We start from the raw sequence: 20,958 nt of genomic DNA on the forward strand, positions 1-20,958 counted from the left end.
ACTAAGCGACTCGAATTCACCGAAGGGGATCGAATGTATGCCAGTAGTAGCCGCGCGAGAGTCGTTTGCTGCGGAACTGGGGTGTTCACCGCGGTGCTGGGGCTGCTACTGGTTGGGGCTGTCCCCGTATCTGCGGATTCCGTGCGATCGGATCAGTGGCATCTGGACGCCATGAAGGCTGAGCAGGTATGGAAGTCGAGCACCGGTGAGAACGTGACAGTTGCAGTCATCGACACCGGTGTGAATGCCTCGAATCCCGATCTCTCCGGACAGGTTCTCAAAGGGCTGGACTTGGCACCCGGATCGCCTGGTGACGAACGAGTTGACTACGACACTCATGGAACGGCGATGGCTGGCCTGATCGCAGGCACAGGCAAGTCGGGCGGAGGGGACGGCGCCTTCGGGCTCGCTCCGGGGGCCAAGATCCTTCCCATCCGGTTGAGGGATGACACCGGAAAAGTCAACGGCGCTACGGGGAGCGTGAATTTCAACAAGGATGTTTCTGCTGGGATCCGCTTTGCAGTGGATAGTGGTGCCAAGGTTATCAATATTTCGCAAGGTAATTCTGCTGGATCGCAGGAGATTTCAAGTGCGGTGAAGTATGCCCTCGAGAAAGGGGCGCTCATTTTTGCTGCTGTTGGAAATACTGGAAATGAAGGAAATGGGTTGGAGTACCCGGCGGCTACGCCCGGTGTTGTCGGGGTCGGGGCGCTTGGTAAAGACGCCAAGAAGACTGCAGAATCTCAGTATGGAGTTCAAGTAGACCTCTCGGCTCCGGGAGAGGATATGGTCCATGCGTGCGGAGGCCCGGGAGGCCTTTGCCGGACTCATGGAACCAGCGACGCCACCGCCCTCGCCTCCGCCTCCGCTGCTCTCATCTGGTCCAAGCACCCTGACTGGACCAACAATCAGGTTCTCCGCGTCATGCTGAACACGGCCGGCGGGTCGACCAGCGGGGGCAAGCGCAACGACTACGTCGGCTACGGCGCGGTGCGCCCCCGCATCGCCCTCGAGACCCCGGGCGACCCCGGCCCGGCCGACGTGTACCCGCTCCCCGATCTCGCGGCGGCCGAGAGTCCCAGTCCCTCCGCCAAAGCTCCCGGGGGTTCAACGGGCGACGGCAAGCCTGCCGCGGGAGCCCCGGCGTCCGACGAAAGCTCCAGCAACACGGGACTCTGGTTCGGTGCCGGCGCAGTCGCTCTCATCGGCGTAGTGGCCGCCGCCCTGGCTGTCCGGTCCCGTCGGCGCAAGGCCGCCACCACAGCCGCCCCGCTCGCGTACCCGTACCAGCCTCCGCACCCCAACACGTACCAGCAAGCACAGCCTCAACAACAGCCCACGAACCCGGCCTATGGCCCCCCTCCCACAGCTTCCCCAGGATTCAACTCGCCCTATGTCAGGCCTCCTTACGGTGAAGGGCCGAGCTGATACACAAAGTGCTCTCGCGGCGTCACCAACTGTCCGTTTGTGTGAAGAGATCACGGCGGGTGCGTGAGGCTCAACTGTGCCGAGCACACTGCGATGACCTATCCGACGGGGACACCCGGCCGCCCTGGCGGACCAAAGACGGAGGAGCTGAGACCGCGGGAACAGCCGGCCTTCTGGTCGTCCAACGAGAAACACTGAGGAGCAGCGGCAGGAGTACCTTGAGATCGCTCCGGACCTGGTCGGGAACCTCGACGACGAAGTTCAGCAGTGGCCGCAGCAGTACGAGCCGCCACCCGCCGCCCGATCAACGTACAGCGCAGCACTCCGGGCGCCTTCGCGCTGCGCGATGTCCTACTTGGTCAGTGCCGCAACAGCAGCAACAGCAGCAGTCACTGCGGCGGCAGCAGAGACTGCTCCAATCCTCTCGTTACTCGACAACCGACTCCACCAAGATCCTGTAGGCACCTCTGACGTGACGAACAGGAGAGGTCTCTGGGCTCGATCCCTGATCCACTCGATGAGACCACCTAGAGAAAGAAGGAAGAGGGTCAGCCCCCAAACATGTGGCAGCTTCATGTCCTTATCTCCTGAAAAGCCCAGAGAGGCCAAGACGGCCGCGAGTAGGTACGCCAAGCCAAGGACTAGAAACCAACTTGGGCCACCCTTCCTTGAGCCTGGGGTATAACCGCCGGTCTCTGGAACGATGTTCTTCAGTCGAGCGGCTTGTCCCAGTACCCATCTTTCGTCGGATTCAGAGACATCGATCTCGGTGCGCTTCAGGTCTATGGAAATGCGCACGCGAAAGTCATCGCCAGCAGCCGCTTCGAACTCCAAATTTGTCCAACTCTGACTAGCTGCAGGCCCCTGTGACTGCCTCACAAGATCAAGAAGCTCGGTCAGTGACGGCTGGCTATAGCGCGTGCTGCCGCGTTGAGTAGAGATGGCCACCTCGGCAGGAGGGACGTCCTCTGACGCCACTGTGAACAGGTGATCGAGCATGCTGCGTCCCCAACGGCAACCGTGAAAGATCATACGTGGGGCGCTAGTTGTCCATGCTGGTGGTGTCATATGTCTATCTTGGAGGACGGTGGCGCCGGCGCAGAGTTCGCCGACCACCATGTCCTGCTGATCAGTCTCCTGCGCAGCCCCCGAGAGCCGTCACGGCAGCCCATGAGCGGGTCGTAGTCGGGGGTGCCGGAACGGGCGGCTCAGTTCGGGCTTTCCGCCGGCGATCCGGGCGTGCGCCAGACGCGTGACTTCGACTGTTCCGGCGAGGGCGTCGCATGCGACTGCGGGCCCTCGATGTGACGTACGCCTCACCTCTCGGGCGTGTTTCCTGACCTGCCGCTGTAACGATCACCCCGCTCGGCCCACTACCCAGTGACAGAACACACCAAGAGGGTGAGGAGGTGCGGCAGTGCCCGACTACGACGCGGATCGATTCACCGCCATCTACGACGGCTGTCGGCAACGCGTGTGGGCCTACGTGGTCAGCCGTGCGGGACGACAGGTCGCCGAGGAGGTGGTCAACGAGACGTTCACCGTGGCCTGGCGCAAGCTGGACGACGTCCCCGAGACGCCGCTGCCGTGGCTGCTCGGGGTCGCCCGCAACATCCTGCGCGACAGCATCCGGGCGGAGGCCAGACGCGCGTCGTTCGCCGCCGAAATGCGCTCCTGGGAGGAACCCGTCGAGGCGGACATCGCCGAGGAGGTATCCGAGCGAAGCGCGCTGCTCAAGGCGCTGGCCACGCTGCCGGAGGACGACCGGGAACTGCTGATCCTCTCCGCGTGGCAGGGACTGACCCCGGCACAGGCGGCCGCGGTGGTCGGCTGCTCGCCCATCACCCTGCGGGTCCGTCTACACCGGGCGCGCAAACGTCTCACCCAGGCCGCGTCGGCCTCCCCGCTCGCGGAGGAAGCCGCAGCCACGCGGCGCGTGTCCACCCGAGTCCCGATCGCCGTAGGAAAGGAAGCCCGGTGAAGAACGACATCCTGCACCGTCTGACAGCCGCCCGCCCCGCCCACCTCGACCCCGGCCGCCCCACGCCGTCGCCGGTTCGCGAAGAGGAGCTCGCAACGGTCATGACCCCTCCGCGCGCGACGCGCACGGCTCACGTCACCGCCCGGCCACGGAGGATGGGCCGCCCTCTCGTCTCGGTTCTCGCCCTGGCCACGGCGGCGGCGGTGGCGGCTGTGGTGATCACCGAAACCGTGCCGGAGAAGCCGGCACCCGCACCCGCCACGACGTTGGGCTCCGGCAGCAAGGTCCTTCTCGCTGCCGCCTCCCACGTCGGGCAGCAACCGGCCGGCTCCGGCACCTACTGGTACATGGAGAAACACCACGGTCGCTTCCAGAAGGTCCCCGGCAAGAATTACACCGTCGACGTCCGCACCGAGAATCGGTCCTGGACGGCCGCCGCCAAGAACAAGCGGTGGTCGCAGGTAATGGACCCGGGGGCCCGTCCGGCCACGAAAGCCGACGAGGCGGCATGGAAGGCGGACGGTTCCCCCACGTCGTGGAAGCTGACGGATAATGAGACCGTCACCTATGCCGGCAAGGGCGAGATCAACCGCGACGCCCCCGGCGGAACCTCGGACGGCGTCCCGATGCTCGACGTCCCCCTCCACCTCCTGGCCACGCTCCCCACCGACGAAAAGGCCCTCCGCAAGCGCCTGTTCGCCCTGGTCGACAAGGACTACAACGGCCCCAGGAGGATCCTCGACGAGATCGTCGTCGACACAGCTGTCCAACTCGCCACGACCCTCCCGTCCACCCCGGCCCTGCGCGCCGCCGCCTACCGCCTCCTCGCCGCCGAACCCGGCGTGCGCTCCCTCGGCGACGTCAAGGACCACACCGGCCGCACCGGCTACGCCGTCGCCCTCTCCAGCCCCCACGATCCCGCTCCCGAACTCCGCCTGATCTTCGACAAGTCCACGGGCATGCCGCTCGGTACCGAGACGGTCGCCACCCGGGGCGGTGATGGTGTGAGCAAGGGCGAGCCGCTGGGCTACACGACGATCACATCGATGAAGTGGACCGAGGAGGCACCGCCGTTCAACACCGACTCCAAGGACCCGGGTCCGATTTACCCTCCGGACGAGGCGCCGGAACCCAAGCCGGCTCGCTGAGGCTGTTCTCGCTTCCCTTCCCGCCGCGAGGAAGGTCTTTCGAACCGCCAAGGAAATACCGATCAGGCCGCCGACGCCGTGAACGCCGGCATCCTCACCGAGCACCAGGCCGTAGCCGGCCACAGCCTCGCCCCGGCCTACGTGCGTGACATCTCCGAGGCCCGGTTCGAGGGTCGCACCGTCCAACGACGGTGCGACCCTCTTTGGAGTATTCCAAGGCCGCCGCACCCACCACCCTGGACCCTCTCACCCTTCCTCCGGTACCAACTGCGCCATCACCAGCCCGTACAGAAGCTCCACATCCACGAACTCCCCTTCCCCGGGCGCCCCGTACCGCCAGCTCAGCGGGTACGTATTGCCGTCCGGTGCCGGGATACCCACGTACTGGTCCCGGGCGGCCGGGCCGAAACACCTGGCGCCCGGTGGCCAGTCGTACTCCTTGCTCGATCCGGGCGGGATCAGGAAGTACATCCACCGGCCGCCCGCGATCTCCCGTACGACCGGGCCCGGCTCGCCCTCGGTGAGCGTCCCGAGGTGGTGCAGCACTGCCTCGCCCCGTACGCCCCGCAGTCGGATGGCGTCGAAGTGGATGCCGGTCAGGTGGAGTTGGTGTCCGGTGGACGGCACCCATTCGGGGCGCTTCTTGCTCGTCATGGCTATGAGGATTCCCTTGGTTGCGTAGCGTGACCAGGGGGACACGATTCACATCGACGGGATGTAGTGAGGGTGGTGGTGGCTGTGGGGAACAGTGGTGAGCCGTCGCGGGTGCGCAGGCTCGTGGGAGACCTGATTCGTATCCATCGGGTGCGGGCCGGGCTTACGCAGAAGGACGCTGCGGACAAGTTGTTGATCTCGGAGTCGCTGATGGGGGCGGTCGAGCGGGCGGAGCGCATTCCGACGCTGGAGCTGCTGGCCGACGCGGACGGGGTGTTCGTCGCGGGTGGTGCGCTGAAGGCGTGCATTGAGCTGATCGACGAGGAGAAGTACCCGGCGAAGTTCCTGGACTGGGCGCGGCTGGAACGGCAGGCGCGGGTCATCAGCGCGTACGAGACGATGCTGATTCCGGGGCTGCTCCAGACGGAGGCGTACGCGTACGCGCTGTACCGGTCACGCAAGCCCGCGTACACCGAGGACGAGATCGTCCGGCACGTCGAGGCGCGGCTGGAACGGCAGGCAGTGCTGTTGCGCACGCCTCCGCCGTACGTCGGGTTCGTCATCGAGGAGTCGATCCTGGACCGGACGCTCGGTGGCGCGGAGGTGTTGAAGGAGCAACTGCTGCATCTGCTGGAGTGCATGGGGCGGATGAACCACCTCACGGTGCAGGTGATGCCCTCGGACCAGCACACGCACGCGGGGTTGATGGGGCCAATGCAGTTGATGTGCACGGCGGAAGGCCGCAATCTTGTCTACGTGGAGGCGCAGGGCGGCGATAGGTTGATCTCCAGGCCGGAGCAGGTGGGGGACATGTTCGACCTCTTCGGCATCCTGCGGGCCCAGGCGCTCAACCCCTGGAAGTCGGCGGAGATCATCGAAACGAAGGCGAGGCAACTGTGACCATCGGGACCGAGCTCTCCTGGTTCAAGTCCAGCTACAGCGGCAACGAGGGCGGCGCCTGCGTCGAAGTCGCCTATGACTGGCGCAAGTCCAGTTACAGCAACAACGAGGGCGGCGCCTGCGTCGAGGTGGCCACCTGCCCCCACACCGTCCATGTCCGTGACTCCAAGGTCGTCGACGGTCCCACCTTCGCCGTCGCCCCCGCCGCGTGGAACGCCTTCCTGGCGGGTGCCGTCCCCGGCTGATCTTTGGGACGCTTCGCGCTGCTGCCGACTCCGGCGGCAGCGCCATTCCCGTACGCCGAAAGGCCGCCGACAAGGCCGCCGACAGGTCCGTCGCCAGGTCCGCCGGTTCCTTCGCGTGCGGACTCGGACACCAACTGACGTCGGCCCGAGTGGCCGATCTGCTGAGCCAGAGGAGAGAGAGCAGTGGACGACGACGTGATGACGCAGGGGCGCGGCGAACGGGGTGTGAGCCGCGACGAACCCGGCCCCGCCGTCGTCCTCATCACCGGCGTGATGGCCTCCGGTAAATCCACCGTCGCCCAGGCCCTGGCCGAGCGGCTGTCGCGGGCTGTCCATGTGCGGGGGGATGTCTTCCGGCGGATGGTGGTGTCCGGGCGGGCCGAGATGGTGCCGGGGGCGTACGAGGAGGCCGTGGCGCAGCTCCGGCTTCGGTACCGGTTGTCGGCGATGACGGCCGACGCGTACGCGGGTGAGGGCTGGACCGTCGTGGTGCAGGACGTGGTGCTGGGGGAGGAGTTGGCCGGGTACGTCGAACTCGTACGGACCAGGCCGCTGTACGTCGTTGTCCTCGCGCCCGAGCCGGCAGCCGTTGCCATGCGGGAGGCCGGGCGGGGCAAGAACGGTTACGGGGCTGGGTGGACGGTCGAGGCGTTGGACCGGGTGTTGCAGGAGGAGACACCGCGGATCGGGCTCTGGCTGGACACGACCGGGCAGAGCGTGGAGCAGACGGTCGACGCGGTGCTTGCGGGGCTGGGGCGGGCGCGGGTGGACGGTGCCGTCGCATCGGGCTGAAGCGGGCGCGGGTGGCAGGTGCGGCGGAGGCCGGTTGACGGGTCTGAAGGGGTGATCCGGTGGGGCCGGAATGCCCAGTTTGGAATCTCTTCCTATAGTTGGTGGGGTAACGCGCCATGAGGAGGAGCCAGCCGTATGAGTAATCTGTTTGTCATCGCCTACGACGATCTCGCCACCGCCGACCGCGTCCGGGACAAGATGCTGTCCATGAACCGCGAGCACCTCGTGGAGCTGGAGGACATCGTCGTCGTCGAACGGCGCGCGAAGGACGGCAAGATCAAGCTGCATCAGGCCGTCAACCACGTCGGAACCGGTGCGGTGGGCGGCGCGCTGTGGGGGAGCGTCATCGGGCTGCTCTTCCTGGTGCCGTTCCTCGGCGCAGCGGTGGGCAGTGCGGCAGGCGCCGCCGGTGGGGCTGTCACCGACACCGGTGTCAACGACGATTTCATGAGGGAGCTCGGCACCAATCTCAGGCCCGGTGCCGCTGCCGTCTTCGTGCTCGTCCGGACGGCTGCCCGCGACAAGGTCATCCCCGAGATCGCCAAGTTCGGCGGGCAGCTCGTGCAGACCTCGCTCAGCAAGGAGGACGAGGCGCACCTGAAGGAGATGGTGAAGGAAGCGCTCAAGGGGGATACGGCGTCAGCCTCCTGACCTTGAGCTCTTGACCGTACGGGAGAAGGCGGCCACCCCGTGCTGTGCGCGGGGTGGCCGCCTTCGTATGCGTAGGGGCACGAAGACCTCCGAGTTTCTAGCCCTGGCGTGGCCGGCCTGCCTCGGCGCGCCGGAGCTCGCCCTCGTCGGGCAGGAGGCCGGTGATCCGCGTCCAGATCGTCTTGGCTTCCACGCGGACAAGCCTGAAGGTGCTCGTCGGGGTGATCCGCTCCGCAGGCACAGGCTCGGTGGGCAGCTCACGCAGCCAGTATCCGAGGGGGCCGCAGTCCCAGACGGCGAAGCCGCGCGTCTCCACACCGTCCTGGCCCTCATGGTGGGTCTGCCAGGCCGCGGTCAGACGCCAGCTCGACCGGAGCTCGGAGATCAGGTCGGCGACGAGCGTCAGCGCCGGCTCGCCGAGGCTGCCGCCCGTCGCGAGGGCCCGGCGGATCGCCTCGCGCTCGTCGTCGGCGGACCGGACGAGGTGCTCGCCTTCCAGTACCGCGAGACCCGCCTCGACGGTGCCGATGGTCGTCTCGACGACGGAGAGAGCCGTGTCCCGGGCGGCCGAGGACTGCTGGAGGTTCACCATGTCGGCGAGCTTCCAGACCAGCATCTTCGGCTCGACGCAGGAGTACTCGGCCTCGGTCACGCCCGGCCATGCCTCGTGCACGACGACGTGCTTCTCACCGATGAGCATGCCGTGGTGCAGCTTGCCCTGCCGGCCGGCGGTCTCCAGCGAGATGACCACCCCCGGGGTGAGGACCGTCTTCACCAGCGGCAGCAGCAGATGGGACAACTTCCCGTCCTCATCGATCAGACCGCAGTCCAGCAGCTCCTTCCGGGCCGCCGCGAACTCGTCGGGCACCTCGTCCCCTGCCGCCAGCTCGGAGAGCACGATCACATGCTCGTCGGCCAGCCGGAAGCGAGACCGGGAAACGTCGAACGAAGGCATACACACTCACTTGGTAGTCGCTCAGTACTGGGAATCGGCCCAGAAGTTGAAGATCCTCGAGAAGCCCGCCCGTACGGCGCCGCGCCGCGTGAGCACGGACCGGTCGACTCCGGAGAAGAGAGCCGCGAGGGAGACGTCGGCGGGCAGGATCCGGCCTGCCGCCCGCACGGTTACTTTCCTGCCGCTTCCGAGGCCCGACTGCCGCACCGTGATGACGGCACCGGGGTCCTCGGCGTCGGGCTGCCGGGACAGCTTGTACGCCCGGCGGTTGATCGCCGTGAGCCTGTACTCGTCGCCCAGATACGTCATGTGCAGGGAGCGCCCCCGGTGCGTCGGTGCCCACCGGTTCCGGCTCATCCGCACGAGCCCGTCGCCCAACCGGAGTGTCGCGCGGTTCAAGGTCGGCATCGATACGACGTCCGTGTGCATGCCACGTGTCTCGAACGTGGCCGTGGGGATCAGACCACCGCGCACATCCGTGACGATCACGTTCGGCATGTCCCGGCCCGCCGGGTATACCACCCGGATGTCGCCGAGCTCCGGAGAAGTGCCCTGCCAGCCGAATTTCGTGCGCCCGGCGGGCTGTTTCTCCTTCCAGTACGTGAGCGTGAACGGGCTGATGGTCGTGTGCATGTCTTTCCCTCGCTAGTCGAACGGGTTGAGGGCGCTGCCCAGCTTCTTCGCCCCCTCGGCGATACCGTCCCCGATGTCCGAGGCCTTGTCGCCGATCCAATCCCCGGCCTTCTCGATTCCTTCGCCGATGGCCTCGTGGTTGTCCCAGATCAGGCAGCCGGCGTACACCACGCCCGTGCCGATCGCCAGGCCGGCCGTGACCGGGTTGGGTGCCACGGTCAGCGCGGTCATCGAAGCGCTGAACGCCGTTCCGCTGAGGTCGGTGGCGAACTTCGAGGGATTGGCCTTGATCATCTCCGCGTCGTACGTGGCCAGGTTCGCCACGCCGTAGGCGGTCGCCGCGACACCGCCGACGACACCCGCGCCCCGGATCCATCCGGCGGCCTTCGCGGCGTTCGCGAGGCCGCCGTTCTGTGCGACCTTGACGAGGTTGGCCTCCGCCGCCGTCGGCATGAAGAAGGCGCCGTTGCGCACGTACCCGCCGAACATGGCTGCTTCGTCGGACCCGGTGATGGCGTTGACCATGCCGGGAGGAATCTTGCTCAACAGGCTTCCGGGCGCGGCCCCGGCCATGCGGTTGTTGATGAAGGTGGAGAGGAAGGTGCCGGGCGCGGTGACGTCCTTGCCCTGCTTCAGGTACTTGAACAGTTTCCAGGAGCCGCCCAGGGACCCGCCGGTCGCGGCGGCGAACGCGGAGGCGGTGATCGTGCCCTTCTGGACGGCGGCGAAGAGTTCCGCGAGCCTCTTGCTGCCGGTTATCTTCTCCACGCCCTCCTTCTGGAGGCGCTGCAGATAGTCGTCCAGGGTCTCGTCGTCCCGCATCGTCAGCGAGGCGAGCTCCATGCGCTCCTGCTTCTGCTGGTCGTCCGCCTTCGCGACCTTGTCGGCGTTGCCGTTGAAGCCGCCCGCCGTACCGTCGTTCTTGCCGCCGCCGTTGTCCTTGACGACGGCTTCGAGGTCTTTCTGGATGTCCTTGTCGGCGTCGTCGACGGCCTTGACGCAGGACTTGATGTAGTCGGCCCAGGACTGCTCGCTCTCCCGGACGCTTCTGGCGTAGTCCGGGTCGTGGCGGAGGGCGTTGCGCTCGCCCTCGGTGGCCCTCTCGTGGTCGAAGGCGACATTGCCCTGTTCGGAAACCTTCATGCCCGCCTTGATGGCGTCGGCGCGTGCGGTCTCCAGCTGCTTCTTCAATTCGACGAACTGGTCGTGCGCGTTACGCAGCAGTGTCGCCGTTGCTTTCGCCTGGGTCTGGGCGGCCTGGTACTCGTACCGGGTCGCGGCGAAGTTCATGGCGGCCGCGTTCGCGCTCTCGCCCTGCCAGCCGTCGCCGAGCGTGATTTTCTGGACGCTGTCCCGGTAGCGCTTTTCGACCTTCGCGAATTCCTCCGCCATCGACGTCCACTTGTCGGCAGCGGCGGAGAGCTTCCCGAAGTCGGTCGTCATGACTTCGCGATATGTCAGCATGCTCATTTCCCCTGAGGCGCTTTGGAGTCGTGCCGTGGCTCACTTGTAGCCGTCGAACACCGACGGTGTCCTGATGCCGTTGATGTCGTTGCGGCGGCCGGTATCGACGCCCGTCAGGGTGGTGACGGTGTTCCTGAGACCGTCGCGCTCCTTGCTCAGACGGCCTGCGAGCGTCTTCACCTGCCCCTCCCAGGTGGTTTGCACCTTCTTCAGCGCGGTTGCGGTCGCCCATCCGCTGAACGCGCTGACGGCACTGCCGTTGGCCTCGTCCGCGTGGTCGCCCGCTTTTTTGGTACTGGTCAGCAGCTCGTTCTCGATGGTGCCGGCGGCGGCGTTCTTCTCGGCCGGCGTCGATGCGAGCTTCGACGTGCCGCCGGGGCCCGGGGCCGGGCCGTCCTCGGGGATCCGGTTCAGTCGCATGGCCGTGGAACCCCGTTCGGCCGCCTCGGCTCGCAACTCGGCCCATTCCTCATCGAAGCCCAAAGTGAACCAACCCCCGATGCTGATGATCATGACTTCGCGTCGCATCGTACATGCGGCGCCGCAAAGCGCCAGAAGCGATCACGCAGGGAGATCGGCTTCGGTTCCCGCCGGGATAACTCGACCGTATTCTGGGAGAATTGCGGATTTGTGAGGATCCGGCTCTGCGGCGTTCTCGTAGCAAGGGGTGCGGGTCGGGCCGTCATGCGAATGCCGTACCGCGTTCACGATCGGCTCTGTGGTCCTACGACCAATGGACGGGCGGCGGACCACCTCGCGACAGGGGCCAGATGAGATCTTGCCCCTTACTCTTGGGCTCATGAGTGCCCTGGAACCGCGTGACGACGTCGATGTCTCACCCCCTGCCGTGGACGCCCCTGTCGCCGCCGAATCCGGAGGGGTGCTCGGGCGGACCTATCGGGCACTGAGTATCGGAATCGTCTCCGTCGTGTTCCTGATCGCTTTCGAGGCGACGGCCGTGGGGACCGCGATGCCGGTCGCCGCCCGGGAGCTGCACGGCATTCCCCTTTATGCGTTCGCGTTCTCCGCGTACTTCACCACCAGCCTCTTCGCCATGGTGCTCTCCGGGCAGTGGGCGGACCGGCGTGGGCCGCTGGCGCCGCTCGCCACGGGGATCAGTGCCTTCGGGGCGGGGCTGCTGCTGTCGGGTACGGCGGGCAGCATGTGGATGTTCATCGCCGGGCGGGCCGTCCAGGGGCTCGGCGGCGGGCTGGTGATCGTGGCGTTGTACGTGGTGATCGGCCGGGCGTATCCGGAGCGTCTGCGGCCGTCGATCATGGCCGCGTTCGCGGCGAGCTGGGTGATCCCGTCCGTCGTCGGGCCGCTCGCCGCCGGGACCGTGACCGAGCACCTGGGGTGGCGGTGGGTCTTCATCGGCATCCCCGTGCTCGTGGTGTTCCCGCTGGCGCTCGCGCTGCCCGCGATACGGCGCCGGGCGTCGGGGCCGGCCGATCCGGCGGCACCCGTCGAGCCGTACGACCGGCGCCGCATCGTGCTCGCGCTCGGGATGTCGGTGGGGGCGGGGCTGCTCCAGTACGCGGGGCAGGAGCGGAACTGGTTCGCGCTGTTCGCGGCCGTCGCGGGGGCTGCCCTGCTCGTCCCCGCCGTGCGCGGACTGCTGCCCCGGGGGACCGCCCGGGCGGCGCGCGGGCTGCCCTCGGTGGTGCTGCTGCGCGGGGTGGCGGCCGGGTCGTTCATCGCCGCCGAGTCGTTCGTACCGCTGATGCTGGTGACCGAGCGCGGGCTGAGCCCGACGCTGGCCGGGCTCTCGCTCGCGGCCGGGGGCGGGACCTGGGCGCTCGGTTCGTACGTACAGTCCCGGCCGCGCCTTGAGCCGTACCGGGAGCGTCTGATGGTGGGCGGCATGGTGCTGGTCGCCGCCGCGATCGCGGCCGCGCCGTCCGTGCTGATCGACGCGGTGCCGGTCTGGACCGTGGCCGTGGCCTGGGCCTTCGGGTGCTTCGGCATGGGCATGGTGATCGCATCGACGAGCGTGCTGCTGCTGAAGCTGTCGGCGCCGGAGGAGGCGGGCGCGAACTCGGCCGCCCTTCAGATCTCCGACGGGCTGTCGAACGTCCTGCTGCTGGCCGCGGGCGGAGCGGCCTTCGCGGCGCTCGGCGGCGGTGCGGTGGGGGCCGTGCACGAGGCGGCCGAGGCGGGGGCCTCGGGTTCTCATCCGGGGGCGTTCGCGGCGGTCTTCCTACCGATGGCGGGTGTGGCGCTGGTGGGGGCGTGGGTGGCTACGCGGGTGCGGACAAAGTCTTAGTACTGAGCGGTACCACGCGGTACCATCCGTACATGGCTGGTCTGAATCTGCGGTTCACCGAGGAAGAGCTGGACGCACTGCGTGCGCGTGCCGAGTCGGAAGGGCGGAGCATGCAGTCCTTCGCCCACGACGCGGTGATCACCGCCATAAACGAACACTCGCGCCTCTTCAACGAGGCCGCCGAACACGTGCTGAAGGTGAGTGAGGAGCTCAATCGGAGGCTCGCCTGATGAAGTACCTGACTCTCCCCGAGCTGCTCAACCTCGCCGAGCGCCTCGGGGCCGCCGAGGTGCGCGACTACGGGCTGCTCGATTCGGCGCTCGCCCGCCCGCAGGCGAGTGTGTTCGGCCAGGACGCCTATCCGGACGTCTGGCAGAAGGCCGCGGCACTCATGGAGTCACTGGCGCGCAACCATGCGCTCGTCGACGGCAACAAGCGCATCGCCTGGTATGCGACCTGGGTCTTCCTGCACGTCAACGGGCATCGCCTGAGCGCGGACTTCGATGTCGACGAGGCCGAGAAGTTCGTGCTGGACGTGTGCCAGGGGGCTCTCGACATGCCCAGGATCGCGGAACGGCTCCCTGAGTTCGCCGCGTAACGGCGCTCTGTGAAGAGGGTCTCAGAGGCGGTGAACCACCGCTCGTCCACACGGTGCTCGCGTCGGCCCCCCGGTAGGGTGGCCCGGTTGTCGTATCGCGTACGTGTCCGTCCCTGTCCGTACGGGCCGGGACGGACACGTACGGACAGCGCCCCACGTACCCGAGAGCCCCGAACCGGAGACCGTGACTACTACCGCCTCCCACCACCTCTCACCCGCCTTCCCCGGCCGCGCCCCCTGGGGCACGGCCGGCAAGCTGCGAGCCTGGCAGCAGGGCGCCATGGAGAAGTACATCCAGGAGCAGCCGCGCGACTTCCTCGCGGTCGCCACACCCGGCGCGGGAAAGACCACCTTCGCGCTGACCCTCGCGTCATGGCTGCTGCACCACCACGTGGTGCAGCAGGTCACCGTCGTCGCGCCGACCGAGCACCTGAAGAAGCAGTGGGCCGAGGCCGCGGCCCGGATAGGGATCAAGCTCGACCCCGAGTACAGTGCGGGCCCCGTGAGCAAGGAGTACCACGGGGTCGCGATCACCTACGCGGGTGTCGGCGTCCGGCCGATGCTGCACCGCAACCGGTGCGAGCAGCGCAAGACACTCGTGATCCTCGACGAGATCCACCACGCCGGTGACTCGAAGTCCTGGGGCGAGGCATGCCAGGAGGCATTCGACCCGGCCACCCGGCGGCTCGCGCTCACCGGCACGCCGTTCCGGTCCGACACCAACCCGATCCCCTTCGTCGCGTACGAGGAGGGCAACGACGGTATCCGGCGCTCCTCGGCCGACTACACCTACGGGTACGGCAACGCGCTCGCCGACGGCGTCGTCCGGCCCGTGATCTTCCTCAGCTACAGCGGCAACATGCGCTGGCGCACCAAGGCCGGTGACGAGATCGCCGCCCGGCTCGGCGAGCCGATGACCAAGGACGCCATCGGGCAGGCCTGGCGGACCGCCCTGTCGCCCACCGGGGACTGGATCCCCAATGTGCTGAGCGCCGCCGACAAGCGGCTGACCGAAGTGCGCAAGGGCATTCCGGATGCCGGCGGGCTCGTCATCGCCACCGATCAGGAGTCGGCGCGCGAGTACGCCAAGATCCTGAAGAAGGTCACGGGCGAGAAGGCCACCGTCGTCCTCTCCGACGAGAAGGCCGCGTCGAAGAAGATCGACCAGTTCAGCCAGGACGAATCGCGTTGGATGGTCGCGGTCCGCATGGTGTCGGAGGGCGTCGACGTGCCGCGCCTCGCTGTGGGCGTGTACGCCACCACCATCTCCACGCCGCTCTTCTTCGCGCAGGCCGTCGGGCGTTTTGTGCGTTCGCGCAGGCGCGGCGAGACCGCTTCCGTCTTCCTGCCGACCATCCCGATGCTGCTCGACTTCGCCAACGAGATGGAGGTCGAACGGGACCACGTCCTCGACAAGCCCAAGAAGGGCAGCGAGGAGGAGAACCCGTTCGCGGAGGAGGACAAGCTCCTCGCCGACGCCGAGAAGCTGGAGGACGAGGAGACCGAGGACCAACTGCCCTTCGAGGCCCTCGAATCCGACGCGGTCTTCGACCGGGTGCTGTACGACGGTGCCGAATTCGGCATGCAGGCGCACCCCGGCAGCGAGGAGGAGCAGGACTACCTGGGGATTCCGGGGCTTCTGGAACCCGACCAGGTGCAGCTGCTGCTGCAGAAGCGGCAGACCCGACAGATTGCGCACAGCCGCCAGAAGCCGGCCTCGGACGCCGATCTGCTGGAGAAGCCGGCCGAGGCGAGGCCGGTGGTCACGCACAAGCAACTGCTCGGGCTGCGCAAGCAGCTCAACACGATGGTGTCGGCATACACGCACCAGAGCGGCAAGCCGCACGGAGTGATCCACACCGAGCTGCGGCGGGTGTGCGGCGGGCCGCCGAGTGCGGAGGCCACGGCCGGGCAGATCCAGCAGCGGATCCAGAAGGTGCAGGAGTGGGCCACCCGGATGAGGTGAGGTGGCGCCGACGGTCCCCGGTTCGCGGGCGGCGTCATCCGCCCGCGAACCGGGGACCGGGCTGTCAGTCGGTGGCCAGGGCGTCGGGCACTTCGGCAGGTAGTTTCGCCTGTGCCGCGCAGCCCAGCTCCTCGGCCAGGGCGCGGGACACACCGTTGAGGACGGCCATCTGGTCCTTATCCGTACTGTCGGGCGCGATCTGCCCCCTCGTCACAGTGAGGTTCGCCCTCACATAGGGGGTTCTTTCCCCTCTCCCCTTGGTGGGGCACGCGAAGACCAGAGTGGCGCCTCCATCCTCGTGCGTGACCGCGAATTCCCCGAGTGGGTAGAAAACCAGGTCGTCTGCGCCTTCCGCGGCCACCTTTTTCGGATCCGAGTGGCTCGCCCTCGCCTCAAAGTCGATGCTGAGCACGGGGAAGTCACTGTCGTTGTCGTCCCTGTACGGCTTGCACCGGTTCCGGTCACCCAGACCGTCATGCAGACGCTTCGCGGCGAGCGGCAGGGAGAACGCATTCGGATCCCCGATCTCATTGGTGCCGTCGAGTTCCGTGAAACGGGCTGTCGTGCTGAGGCGCTTCAGGGCGGCCGCGCCCGAGAGCCCCAGGGATCCGTCGCAGACCTGGGATGCGGAAAGCGTCTCCGGCTGTTCGGTCCCGGTCTCGTCGTCGCTGCACGCAGTGGCCCCGGTGGCAACGAGAACCGCGCACACGGCCCAGCGCAGTGTCGCCTTCATGACTTCCTGCCTCTTCACATGTCCGACTCTTCCCTGTCTCATCGATCAGTCCTTGTACGGGGGCCGCCCGCGGTGGTCGTTCTGGGACGAGCCGCTTTCGTAGCTGTAATTGATGTCCTGTGTCCAATTGTTTTGGTCGTTGGCGTCCCCGATCCGAGGGTTGTTGTCGAGATAGGCGGCGTAGGCTTCGCCGAGTTGCTTGGTGCCCGCTCCGTAGAATTCCCGGCTGGTCATCTGGGACTTCTCGGTGGGGTCGTCCTCGGCGCCGTCGATGCTCTTGTCGACCTGGTGGCCGATGAATGTATTCACCATTTCGCCGACGGTGTCCGCTGCCATGGGAGCGACTACCAGGGCTGCGGCGGTGGAGCCGGGCAGCGGGATTGCCGCGATTCCGCCTCCCACCACCACGCCGGCGCCCAGCTTGACCCAGTCCCCGGACCGGCCGAGAGACTTGTTGGCTTGCTCGGCGTCGTCCTTGTACGTGGTCTCCGCCTGCTGCACACGTGCGTGGTCCAGAATGCCTCGCGCGTCGGCACCCGTCGTCAGTGCGTCGTGGGCGCTGTCGATGTTCTCCTCGCTGGTGGCGGGGAAGGCGTCCAGTGCGCTGAGCGTGTACAGGTGCTGCGCGGCCGAGACCACCCCGTGCGAGGTCTCGTCCTGACCCAGCACGCTCAGGAAGTCGATGGCGCCCTGGTTGCCGAAGTTCGCCCGCCCGCCGTACTTGGCGGGGAAGGCCCCATCGTCCTTCACGGAGTCCCCGACACCCGACAGGCTGTAGTCGATGTCGTCGATGTATGCCGCGCCCATCTTCCCGAGGCTGTCGGCCAGTTGTGACTGCTCGTGCAGCATTTTGGGGCCGTCCTCGCTCCCGTACAGGAACGCCACCTGTTCCATGACGCCTGCCGTCGCGGCCGTCCGGTGGTCTCTGCTGCCGGGGACCATGGGGTCCTTGCCGGACATCGGGTCGGCGTCGTACGCGTATCCGGTGGCGGCCGCTTCCAGGGCGTGACCGAGCGAGTCATGGCCGGCGATGACCTTGTTGTCGCCGTCGAGGGTGGCATCCGGGAGCCAGATGCGGTCCTTGGTCAGGTACTTGAGGTGATCGTTCACCTCGTCTTCCTTGTCGACCGTCGCCCCCGCGCCGTCGGGCTGTAATGGTGGAGTCGGGTATTGGAACTCTCTGAATGCCTCCCGTCCTCGGGGCTCGGCGCGGGTCCCCGGCGTGCTGCGGTCCTGTATCAGGTCAGGTCGGTGCGAGGGTCGATAGCCCAGTGGTTGGTTTGCAGGATTCGACCGGCGAAGGGCACGTCTTGCTTGCCCAGGAATCGGAAGCCGAGCGTGCGGCAGATGCCGTTGGACGGGGCGTTGGCTGTTGCCGGGAATGCGTGTATCAACCCCCACCGGCCGTCGTCGCGGGCCAGCTCAAGCAGCGTGCGGACGCCCTGCTTCCCGAGCCCCTGTCCCTGGTACTCCGGCAGCACCATCCAGCCGATCTCGGAGATGCGCTCGCCGTCTGCGTCGTGGGGCCACAAGGTCACGGTTCCCGCGACCACGTCCAGCTCGGCCTCGTCGGGCACGATCATCTTTGTCCAGTCGGTGTCCGCTGCCACTCGTTGAACATCACGTTGGACCTTCGCCTCCATGCCTTCGCGAGGCAGCGGGCCCCCTAGCTCGGCCATCATGACCGGGTCGCATCGCATCCGGACGTAGGCGTCGACGTCGCCGTACTCAACATCACGTAGCAGCATCTGCGTTGCTCCCTTGTCTTTGGATTCAGACGTCATGGTGGCGGCGGCTGACCTCGGCTGCGTAGGCGGCCCAGTCCCCGGCGGCGGCTCGCTGCCATTTGACGGCGACGGTGATGTCGATGCCGAGGGTGCGGGCGAGGACCGCGGCGGGCAGCTCGGTGGCGAGCTGGAACAGCGCGGTCGAGCGGGCTTCCGCGAGCCGGATGCCGAGTTTGCGTAGCCTCTCGCCCATGGCCCAGGCACTGATCGGCCGGCCGGGCTGGCCGCCGGGAAAGAGCCAGGGTGAGTCTGTCTGGGCGAGGACGGCATGGCTGCGGCGGGCCGCGACCTGCTGTCGGGCCAGGTCAGCGACGGGTGCGGGAAGCTCGACTGGGACGGCGCCGAGGCGGATGCGGACGGCTCCGTCCGTCTCCTCAATGTGGCCGACGGTGAGGCGGGAGATCGCCGCGGGCCACTGGGCATAGAGGAGCAACAGCAGTCCGGCGAGGCGGTCTTCAGTCTTGAGGGTGTCGTCGTGCAGCAGGCGGCGGGCGGTGTCCCAGCGGGCTTCGTCGTCCATCGCCTGGGAGGGGCCGTTCCATCGCTCGGCAGGGAAGCTGAGATCGCGGGCGATCTTCTGGGAAAGGGCCCAGCGCACGAAGTGGCCTGCCTCCCGGCGATGGCGGACATCGTCGCTGGTCATCCAGCGTTCAAGGTCGGCCTGACGACAGGTGGAAAGGGTCAGATTCTGTTCCTCGAACCAGTCCAGGAGATGAACGGCCGCCCGCAGATGTTGCCGCGCAACTGTGAGCTGGTAATGCGTAATCTCCTTGCCGCGGCTGCGTCGGCGAAGCCGGCGCAGGAGGTGCCATGTTGCGTACCGGTGCAGGATTTTCCGGCCGTCGGTCGTCGCGTGGGAGGTGACGAGGTCCTTCACGTGCCGTTCGAGACGGACCATCTGTTCATCTCGCTGGGGCAGGGCTCCGGTGGCGACGAGGACGCTGCGGATGTGCTCGACGACCTTGCCTTCGGGGAGCTCGTCCAGGGCCTCATGGGTGAGAGCCCGGCGGCCGGAGCCAAGATCGGACAGGACGGTGGAGACGATCCCCTTGGAGAGCCAGCGCATCGCGGTGCCGGCTCGTTCGGTGTCGGCCAGGGCGTCGTGCAGGGACTGGAGCTTCGGGTTGATGGAGCCAGTGTCATCGGCGAGGAGTTCGTGGAGCCGCTGCTTGAGGGTGCAGCGGGGGCACGGTCCCGGCGCGTGCAGCCGTTCGGCTTGTCCGCAGGTGGGACAGGGGCGCCAGAGCTCGGCGTCCGGTGTGGTGCAGGGGCCGCAGACGGGGGCGTCCGCAGTGCCGGAGTAGATGCCGCGCATTCGTCCGCAGACGGTGCAGTGGGCTTGGCGCCTGTCACAGCCGCCGCAGCGGGGCAGGCCGGTGAGCTTCGAGAGCATGCAGGGTGCGGTGCGGCCGCAGATCGAGCAGAGCAGAATGGGCAGGGGACGGCAGTTCGGGCAGATCGGCCCGTCCGTGGTGCGGTTGCTGACCATGCGTGACTCGCCGCAGACGATGCAGGTCTCCAGGTTCGCCGGGTCCTTGACCAGGCAGCTTGGACACAGTGGTCGCCCGTCGGCGTCGCGGGTGGCCGGCTCGCGCCGGGCACCGCAGCGTACGCATTCTTCGAAGCGGGACTTGGCGATGCAGTTGCGGCAGACCCGCTGCCCGTCGAGCGGCTTGTCGATGCGGACCACCCGGTGGCAGCGAGGGCAGGCGGGCCGGACGATCCCGGACACACCGGCCTCGTGCAGCAGGTCGATGAACCGCAGGATGGCGCGATGCGGCGCCAGGTACCCCTCCCCGGTCAGCAGACGAGGGTTCTCCTCCAGGGCCCAGACCAGTCTCTGCCGGTAGGTGGGACGGTTGGGTGCTGTGCGGCGAAGGGCTTCGGCGACCGCATCGCGGTCGGCGACCGGGGCGATCGCGGTGATCAGTTCGTGGACGACCGTCACGGGATCGCGGTCGTCGCTGTCGGGACACATCTTGCAGCGGGGTAGGCCCTTGTGGTCACGGAAGCTGACGCGTCGGGCGTTTCCGCAGGCGGTGCACTCAGCGGTCTCCTGCCCGCAGACCGAGCAGTACCAGTCTTGGCCCCTGCGCTGGAGGGTTCGCAGCTGCTTGCCGCACCCCGCGCAGACCGGCGGTGCGATCGCCGAGGCGCCGGCCTTGCGGAGCTCGATGAGCAGATCGCCGACAGCCCGGGGCGCCGGCGACCGGCCGTCCGTCAGAACGGCGGGCCGGATCGCCAGGGCCTTGGCCAGCTGTCGTGACTTGGCGCGACCGCCAGCAACCGCGGTGACCATGGTCCGGATGGTCTCGCTGTCGAGATTGTTCTCGACAGCGGCGACGAGGTCTGTGATCAGGCCGATCGGATCGGCGACGGCGCGGTCGAGCTGGTCCGCTGTGGTCATGAGCGGTCAACACCCCTGATCCGGGCCCGCTTTGGCCGCAGCCCGCCGAGCCCCTCCGTATTGGGTGCCGAGCCTCCGGCGGCTGCCTTCTTCGGCTTCTTCACGGCGCCGGCCGCCGCGATGGGCTCGATGAGGTCGTCCATGGTGCAGTCCAGGATGTCGAGCAGGGCCATGAGAATCTTCAGGCTCAGTCGCTCCGGCCGCTCGACGACGAGCCGGTAGACCTGGCTCGACGACAGGCTGATGCCGCGTTCGGCGAGCGGAGGAATGAGGTCGGTGGTGGAGAACATCCCGCGGTCGGCCATGACCTTGCGCAGGTGCCAGTGGTAGTCGAGCTTGGCGGCCATCGC

General features: G+C 67.5%; 22 protein-coding genes. 11 read left to right on the forward strand and 11 right to left on the reverse strand.

Going from position 1 to position 20,958, the window contains the following annotated elements; all coding sequences use genetic code 11:
- The first annotated feature begins 33 nt into the window (after positions 1-33).
- A complete protein-coding gene (mycP, locus tag ACH4EW_RS08860; protein WP_398253517.1) occupies positions 34-1,428 on the forward strand; it encodes a type VII secretion-associated serine protease mycosin in 1,395 nt (464 codons plus the stop codon).
- Between the two features lie 351 nt (positions 1,429-1,779).
- Here mycP and ACH4EW_RS08865 read toward each other — a convergent pair whose 3' ends face one another.
- Positions 1,780-2,427: a hypothetical protein gene (locus ACH4EW_RS08865; RefSeq protein WP_398253519.1), complete on the reverse strand. Its 648-nt coding sequence runs from the start codon at positions 2,425-2,427 to the stop codon at positions 1,780-1,782.
- A gap of 418 nt (positions 2,428-2,845) precedes the next feature.
- Between ACH4EW_RS08865 and ACH4EW_RS08870 the strand changes: the two genes are divergently transcribed.
- On the forward strand, positions 2,846-3,409 hold the full coding sequence (locus ACH4EW_RS08870; protein WP_398253522.1) for an RNA polymerase sigma factor: 564 nt from the start codon (positions 2,846-2,848) through the stop codon (positions 3,407-3,409).
- Positions 3,406-4,557 (forward strand): CU044_5270 family protein, encoded by a 1,152-nt coding sequence (locus tag ACH4EW_RS08875; protein WP_398253524.1) that lies wholly within the window; start codon positions 3,406-3,408, stop codon positions 4,555-4,557. Before ACH4EW_RS08870 ends, ACH4EW_RS08875 begins: the two co-directional genes overlap by 4 nt.
- Positions 4,558-4,803: 246 nt before the next feature.
- On the opposite strand, the gene ACH4EW_RS08880 is transcribed toward ACH4EW_RS08875, so the two are convergent.
- Complete coding sequence (locus tag ACH4EW_RS08880; RefSeq protein WP_398253526.1) at positions 4,804-5,211, reverse strand: hypothetical protein; 408 nt, start codon at positions 5,209-5,211, stop codon at positions 4,804-4,806.
- Positions 5,212-5,289: 78 nt separating this feature from the next.
- Between ACH4EW_RS08880 and ACH4EW_RS08885 the strand changes: the two genes are divergently transcribed.
- From ACH4EW_RS08885 to ACH4EW_RS08900, 4 genes are all read left to right on the forward strand, one after another.
- The gene (locus tag ACH4EW_RS08885) at positions 5,290-6,111 is read left to right on the forward strand and encodes a Scr1 family TA system antitoxin-like transcriptional regulator (RefSeq protein WP_398253528.1); all 822 of its coding nucleotides are present in this window, start codon (positions 5,290-5,292) and stop codon (positions 6,109-6,111) included.
- 2 nt (positions 6,112-6,113) lie between these two features.
- Positions 6,114-6,356: a DUF397 domain-containing protein gene (locus ACH4EW_RS08890; protein WP_398254737.1), complete on the forward strand. Its 243-nt coding sequence runs from the start codon at positions 6,114-6,116 to the stop codon at positions 6,354-6,356.
- 198 nt (positions 6,357-6,554) lie between these two features.
- A complete protein-coding gene (locus ACH4EW_RS08895) occupies positions 6,555-7,148 on the forward strand; it encodes an AAA family ATPase (protein ID WP_398254740.1) in 594 nt (197 codons plus the stop codon).
- Between the two features lie 135 nt (positions 7,149-7,283).
- Entirely contained in the window at positions 7,284-7,799 is a 516-nt protein-coding gene (locus ACH4EW_RS08900) for a DUF1269 domain-containing protein (RefSeq protein WP_398253531.1), read from the forward strand.
- 97 nt (positions 7,800-7,896) lie between these two features.
- Here ACH4EW_RS08900 and ACH4EW_RS08905 read toward each other — a convergent pair whose 3' ends face one another.
- The 4 genes from ACH4EW_RS08905 to ACH4EW_RS08920 are packed head-to-tail and all read right to left on the reverse strand — an operon-like array spanning position 7,897 to position 11,364.
- Positions 7,897-8,754, reverse strand: a complete 858-nt coding sequence (locus ACH4EW_RS08905) for a histidine kinase (RefSeq protein WP_398253533.1) — start codon at positions 8,752-8,754, stop codon at positions 7,897-7,899.
- Between the two features lie 21 nt (positions 8,755-8,775).
- The gene (locus tag ACH4EW_RS08910) at positions 8,776-9,387 is read right to left on the reverse strand and encodes a hypothetical protein (RefSeq protein WP_398253535.1); all 612 of its coding nucleotides are present in this window, start codon (positions 9,385-9,387) and stop codon (positions 8,776-8,778) included.
- A gap of 12 nt (positions 9,388-9,399) precedes the next feature.
- Complete coding sequence (locus ACH4EW_RS08915) at positions 9,400-10,851, reverse strand: hypothetical protein (RefSeq protein WP_398253538.1); 1,452 nt, start codon at positions 10,849-10,851, stop codon at positions 9,400-9,402.
- A gap of 39 nt (positions 10,852-10,890) precedes the next feature.
- The gene (locus tag ACH4EW_RS08920; protein WP_398253540.1) at positions 10,891-11,364 is read right to left on the reverse strand and encodes a hypothetical protein; all 474 of its coding nucleotides are present in this window, start codon (positions 11,362-11,364) and stop codon (positions 10,891-10,893) included.
- 286 nt (positions 11,365-11,650) lie between these two features.
- Here ACH4EW_RS08920 and ACH4EW_RS08925 point away from each other — a divergent pair, with 286 nt between their 5' ends.
- The 4 genes from ACH4EW_RS08925 to ACH4EW_RS08940 all read left to right on the forward strand — a co-directional run bounded on the left by ACH4EW_RS08925 (position 11,651) and on the right by ACH4EW_RS08940 (position 15,681).
- Positions 11,651-13,117, forward strand: coding sequence for an MFS transporter (locus tag ACH4EW_RS08925; protein ID WP_398253541.1), 1,467 nt, complete (start codon positions 11,651-11,653; stop codon positions 13,115-13,117).
- Between the two features lie 32 nt (positions 13,118-13,149).
- Positions 13,150-13,347, forward strand: a complete 198-nt coding sequence (locus ACH4EW_RS08930) for an Arc family DNA-binding protein (protein WP_398253543.1) — start codon at positions 13,150-13,152, stop codon at positions 13,345-13,347.
- Entirely contained in the window at positions 13,347-13,715 is a 369-nt protein-coding gene (locus ACH4EW_RS08935; RefSeq protein WP_398253545.1) for a type II toxin-antitoxin system death-on-curing family toxin, read from the forward strand. The genes ACH4EW_RS08930 and ACH4EW_RS08935 overlap by 1 nt, the downstream gene beginning before the upstream one ends.
- A gap of 184 nt (positions 13,716-13,899) precedes the next feature.
- Positions 13,900-15,681 carry a DEAD/DEAH box helicase gene (locus tag ACH4EW_RS08940; RefSeq protein ID WP_398253547.1) on the forward strand — a complete coding sequence of 594 codons (1,782 nt, stop codon included), beginning with the start codon at positions 13,900-13,902 and terminating at the stop codon, positions 15,679-15,681.
- A gap of 64 nt (positions 15,682-15,745) precedes the next feature.
- On the opposite strand, the gene ACH4EW_RS08945 is transcribed toward ACH4EW_RS08940, so the two are convergent.
- The 5 genes from ACH4EW_RS08945 to ACH4EW_RS08965 all read right to left on the reverse strand — a co-directional run bounded on the left by ACH4EW_RS08945 (position 15,746) and on the right by ACH4EW_RS08965 (position 20,955).
- Positions 15,746-16,456 carry a hypothetical protein gene (locus ACH4EW_RS08945; protein ID WP_398253550.1) on the reverse strand — a complete coding sequence of 237 codons (711 nt, stop codon included), beginning with the start codon at positions 16,454-16,456 and terminating at the stop codon, positions 15,746-15,748.
- Between the two features lie 3 nt (positions 16,457-16,459).
- Positions 16,460-17,524, reverse strand: a complete 1,065-nt coding sequence (locus tag ACH4EW_RS08950; protein WP_398253552.1) for a hypothetical protein — start codon at positions 17,522-17,524, stop codon at positions 16,460-16,462.
- A 128-nt stretch (positions 17,525-17,652) separates the two neighbouring features.
- A complete protein-coding gene (locus ACH4EW_RS08955; protein ID WP_398254743.1) occupies positions 17,653-18,162 on the reverse strand; it encodes a GNAT family N-acetyltransferase in 510 nt (169 codons plus the stop codon).
- Positions 18,163-18,187: 25 nt separating this feature from the next.
- Complete coding sequence (locus ACH4EW_RS08960) at positions 18,188-20,608, reverse strand: site-specific integrase (RefSeq protein ID WP_398253554.1); 2,421 nt, start codon at positions 20,606-20,608, stop codon at positions 18,188-18,190.
- A complete protein-coding gene (locus tag ACH4EW_RS08965) occupies positions 20,605-20,955 on the reverse strand; it encodes a helix-turn-helix domain-containing protein (protein WP_398253557.1) in 351 nt (116 codons plus the stop codon). The genes ACH4EW_RS08960 and ACH4EW_RS08965 overlap by 4 nt, the downstream gene beginning before the upstream one ends.
- Between the last annotated feature and the right edge of the window lie 3 nt (positions 20,956-20,958).

The sequence above is a fragment of the Streptomyces sp. NPDC018000 genome (assembly GCF_044328025.1).
Taxonomy (GTDB): Bacteria; Actinomycetota; Actinomycetes; order Streptomycetales; family Streptomycetaceae; genus Streptomyces.